General features: G+C 69.8%; 2 protein-coding genes and 3 pseudogenes. 4 read left to right on the top strand and 1 reads right to left on the bottom strand.

Annotated features, from left to right (window positions below; all coding sequences use genetic code 11):
- The 3 genes and pseudogenes from ACZ60X_RS43765 to ACZ60X_RS43755 form a co-directional block, all read left to right on the top strand.
- A pseudogene (locus tag ACZ60X_RS43765) lies at positions 1-101 on the top strand (DUF1772 domain-containing protein); the annotation flags it as partial.
- A gap of 221 nt (positions 102-322) precedes the next feature.
- Positions 323-748, top strand: a complete 426-nt coding sequence (locus ACZ60X_RS43760) for a DUF4267 domain-containing protein (RefSeq protein ID WP_469611411.1) — start codon at positions 323-325, stop codon at positions 746-748.
- Positions 749-926: 178 nt separating this feature from the next.
- Positions 927-1161: pseudogene (locus ACZ60X_RS43755) on the top strand (transposase); the annotation flags it as partial.
- A 448-nt stretch (positions 1162-1609) separates the two neighbouring features.
- Here the strand turns inward: ACZ60X_RS43755 and ACZ60X_RS43750 are convergent.
- On the bottom strand, positions 1610-3520 hold the full coding sequence (locus ACZ60X_RS43750; RefSeq protein WP_469611408.1) for a trypsin-like serine peptidase: 1911 nt from the start codon (positions 3518-3520) through the stop codon (positions 1610-1612).
- Positions 3521-3888: 368 nt separating this feature from the next.
- Between ACZ60X_RS43750 and ACZ60X_RS43745 the strand changes: the two are divergent.
- A pseudogene (locus tag ACZ60X_RS43745) lies at positions 3889-3990 on the top strand (FAD-dependent monooxygenase); the annotation flags it as partial.

Here is a 3990-nt window from a genome sequence, read left to right as displayed (position 1 = left end):
CCGACTGGAAGGAGCAGTCGAACCGCTGGGACCGCTGGCACTACGTCCGCGTCGCCGTCCTCATCGCCGCCTTCACCCTGCTGGTCGCCGCCCTCACCTGACCCCGCGGACCGACACCGCGCAGGCGATGCACAACCCCCACTCCCCCGGTCGGCAGCGGGCCACCGACATCCGGGAACGCACCGCTCAGATCCCACACCTGCGATGCCGGAAAACCACGCCCCTCGATCAGCCGCGTCCGCGCGGCCTGATCAGGCCCCACACGACTCAGCAAGCTCCAAGAAGCTCACCAGGCCGACGAAGACTCGCAAGGAGAAGAACGATGTCGCTGAAGAAGATCAACACCGTCCTGGCCGCCGCCTTCATCCTCTTCATCCTCTGGTTCGGGACGGAGTTCATCCTGAGCCCCGAGACGACGGCGCCGGGCTTCGGCCTGCCGAGCTGGCCGTCCGGCGATGGCGGCGGCTTCCTGGTCATCAAGGGAATCCGCGACGTCGTCATGGCCCTGGTCCTGGGCATCCTGCTGGTCACGGGCCACCGCCGGGCGCTGGGCTGGGTGCTGCTGGTGGAGGCCCTGGCCGCGTACGGCGACATGGCCACCGTGCTGGCCCACCACGGCTCCGTGGCCAAAGCGCTCGGCGTCCACGCCCTGACCGCGACACTGATGGTCGTCAACGGCCTGCTGATCATGCGTGAGACCCGCAAGGTCGCGTCCGCCCCGGCAACGCCCGCACCGCAGCCCGCCTGACGCCACCTTGGCGCACGTCGGTATTCGCCCGTCGGCGCCCGCCGGGAATGGCGAGGGCACGATTTTCTTCCAGTGGGCGGCGGCCTGGCCCCGTTCCTCCGGGATGGCGCAGCGCGGCCCCCTGTCCCGATTCTCATGAACGGCCCTCTGCCCGAGTAACTGGTCCTGACAGAAGTCGTTGCCGGATGAACTGTGGTCGCTGGTCGAGCCGTTGTCACCAGAGCCGGGCCAAGGCTGGTCTCAGGTCGGCCGCGGGTTCGGACCGGCAGGCCTTATGCGGGACCCCTGTTCGTGCTGCACACCGGGATCCAGTGGGAGTACCTGCCACAGGAGTTGGCTTCGGTTCGGGCATGACCTGCTGGCGGCGTCCGGCCGCCTGGAACGAGGCAGGGGTGTGGGAGAGACTGCACCGGGGCTGCCGCGGAAGCTGACGGGCAGGGCATCCCGCTCGCGGTGTCGCTGACCGGCGGCAACCGCAACGACGTCACCCAGCTGCTGCCGCTGCTGGACAAAGCCCCGGCCGTCGCGGAGGGCAACTGTTCATCGGCGAGCACCGGAACGAGCAGCGGGGCCGGACAGGGGCATCCTGTCCGGCCCCGCTGTCGTCGGGTCGGCCGAAGTCGAGCGTCTCCGGTGCGAAGTCGGCCGGAGCCGGGCTGGGCAGGGGCGGCGGCGGTACGCCGTCCTGGCGTACCGCCCAGGAGCGCGCGACCAGCTCGTCCTTCCATCCCTTGGGCGAGGGCCAGGGGACGCTCCAGGCGACGAGCTGGTCGCGCTTCCAGCCGCCGGCGGGCGTCCGGGCGGCTTCGATCTCTTCGGGCGGGGGCAGTTCAGGCAGCCGAGGCCCCGAGGACTTCGCGGTCAGCGCCGGTAGTACGGCAGCGACGAGCCGGACGCGCTCGCGAGTACGGCTTCCGTGCCGAGGCTGGTGCCGCTGTCCTGGTACATGGACAGCTGGCCGTCGGACCAGCGCACAAGGTAGTCGTTGGGCCGGTTGTCGGTGCTGGTGAAATTGCCTGCCGTGGTGAGCGTGGCGTGGGTCCACAGCGTGCTCGGGGCCCGCAGTCGCACCTCTCCGTTGAAGCCGTACTGGCTGATGTCCGGGTACAGGGTCAGTTCACCGTCGGACCAGCGGACCACGAGATCTGACTCGCCGGTTCCGGTGAAGTCGGCGGACGTGAGGGTTGTGGCATGCGTCCAGGTGGAGTTGGAAGGGGTGAGCCGGACCTCGCTGTGCAGGCCGGTGGAGTTGAGGTTCTTGTAGAGAGTGGTCTCGCCGTCGGACCAGCGCACGATCAGGTCGTCGGGCCAGTGGTCGTCGGTGGTGTAGCGGCCCGCGGTCATGGCGACCTCGTGCTGCCACAGCGTGCCCGGCTTGACGAGTGTGATCTGGCTGTGCAGGCCGCGCGCGTCGACATCGGGGAAGAGGGTGAGGCTGCCATCGCTCCAGCGCACCAGCAGGTCGTAGGTATCGGCGCCGGTGAAGTCGCCGGCCGTGATGGAGACGGCCTTCGTCCAGGTGGTGTTGGCCGCGACGAGCCGTATCTCCTTGTCGAACCGTCCGTTGCCACCACCCCGGTACAGCGTCAGCTCGCCGTCCGACCAGCGCACGATCAGGTCGCTCTTGTCCGGATCCGGTGAAGGCGAGGGCGTGAAGGAGCCGGAGGTCACGAGGGCGGTATGGGTGAGTGTGGAGGCGCCGGGCAGCACATTGGGACGTGCGGGAGCGGTGCCGGCGACCGCCGCCTGGTACAGGTTCTGGACGTCGGAGCCGTAGGGGGAACTGTAGGAGACGTCGTCGGTCGGTCCGCCGGTGTCCCAGCCGCCGATGCTGCCGACCACGTCGCCCGTGCCGGTGGTGGGGTCGAAGTTCTCCAGGAACGGGCTGCCGCTGGTGCCGGATGCGAAGCCGGTGCAGGCGATCCGGAGGTACGAGCCGGGGGTGCCGTCGGTCGGGGTGTACTGCGTGGTGTTGCTGTCGCAGGTCAGTGGCTGCGCGGCGGTGCCGGGGTAGCCGACCAGCCGAATGCTGGGGAAGGCGTATCCGCGACCGGTGGCCAGGTTGTTGCCGCCTACCACGTCCTGCACCTGCTTGCCGTCGCTGCGGGCACCGACCTGTGCGAACGCCACGTCCCACGGGGCACCCTGGATGTGTCCGCGGTCGTAGTAGCGGGGATCGATCCAGACCCGGCTGCGGCCTTCGGAGTCGGTGGCGACGGGGAAGATGCCGTACGGCTGGGGATTTGCCGCGGTCCACTGGGGCACGAACGCGAGCGAGCCTCCGCCTGCCCGCCCGTCCATGCAGTGCCCGGCGGTGAGGACGATGTTGTGGTGCGGGCTGTTGATGACGCTCGCGGTGCAGAAGTAGGAGCCGCTGCTGGTCTGCATGTACATCCGGCCGACCATCGGCAGCCCGCCGAAGTAGGAGCTGGCCGGACCTGTCCCGCCCGTGTTCGTGGGGGACGGGCTGGGCGAGGCGGTGGGGCTCGCCGAGTCGGACGCGCTGGGGGAGGTGCTCGGGGAGGCGGACGAGGTGTCCGTCGGCGCGGCGGTCGGGGTGACCGTAGCGGTGGCGGAGGGATCCGGGGTCGAGGTGCCGGTGGGTGTGTCCGTCGGGCCGGCGGTGTCGGTCGGCGTGGCGTCCATCGGGGCCTCGCGCAGATCCTGGGTGTTCAGGGACGCCTGCGGCTTGACGAGCCCCTGGAGCGTGGGCTGGGCGGCCCTTCCCGCAGTCCGCGGTTTGGCGTCCGGAAGCGGCTTTGCCTCTGCCATACGCCGCGCGGTCCAGAACCGCTTGGCCGCAAGGGCTGTCCAGGGCGGCATGGGAGACGGAGGACGCGGGGCGGCGTCCGGTATCGCGGACGTGTACGGCGGAGGGGCGTTCGTGGCGCCTGCCGTATCGACCGAGACCACGAGAGTTCCAGCCAGCGCCGTGATAGCGCCGGCGGCAGCCACGAAAAGGGCACCACGCCGACTCGCGCGGTGCCCGGCAGTTCTACTCACTTTTAGGTGGAATTCCCCCCACTTGGCGTGACTCTCCGCCACGCAGGCAATAGGACTAGCAGAGAGTACGGCACTGTTGCGCGGCGACCGAATGATAGGGCGAATTCGCCTGGGCTCCCCTTCCCCCTGGTCCCTGGCCCGCGAGCGGCACGCTGGACCTGCACGAAGGGCTGGGCCAGCTCGCGCTGGACAAGGCGGGCCTGCTCGCCGGGTTCCAGGCGCTGTCCCGTCCCGAGGGG

The sequence above is a fragment of the Streptomyces sp. NPDC104106 genome (assembly GCF_055584345.1).
Note: the sequence above shows the minus strand (reverse complement) of the source record. Positions and strands in the feature narration are given on the sequence as shown.

What these genes read in the sequence shown, in the direction of transcription:
- ACZ60X_RS43760 (WP_469611411.1), top strand. Translation starts at nt 323, where the DNA reads ATGTCGCTGAAGAAGATCAACACCGTCCTGGCCGCCGCCTTCATCCTC.
- ACZ60X_RS43750 (WP_469611408.1), bottom strand. Translation starts at nt 3,520, where the DNA reads ATGGCAGAGGCAAAGCCGCTTCCGGACGCCAAACCGCGGACTGCGGGA.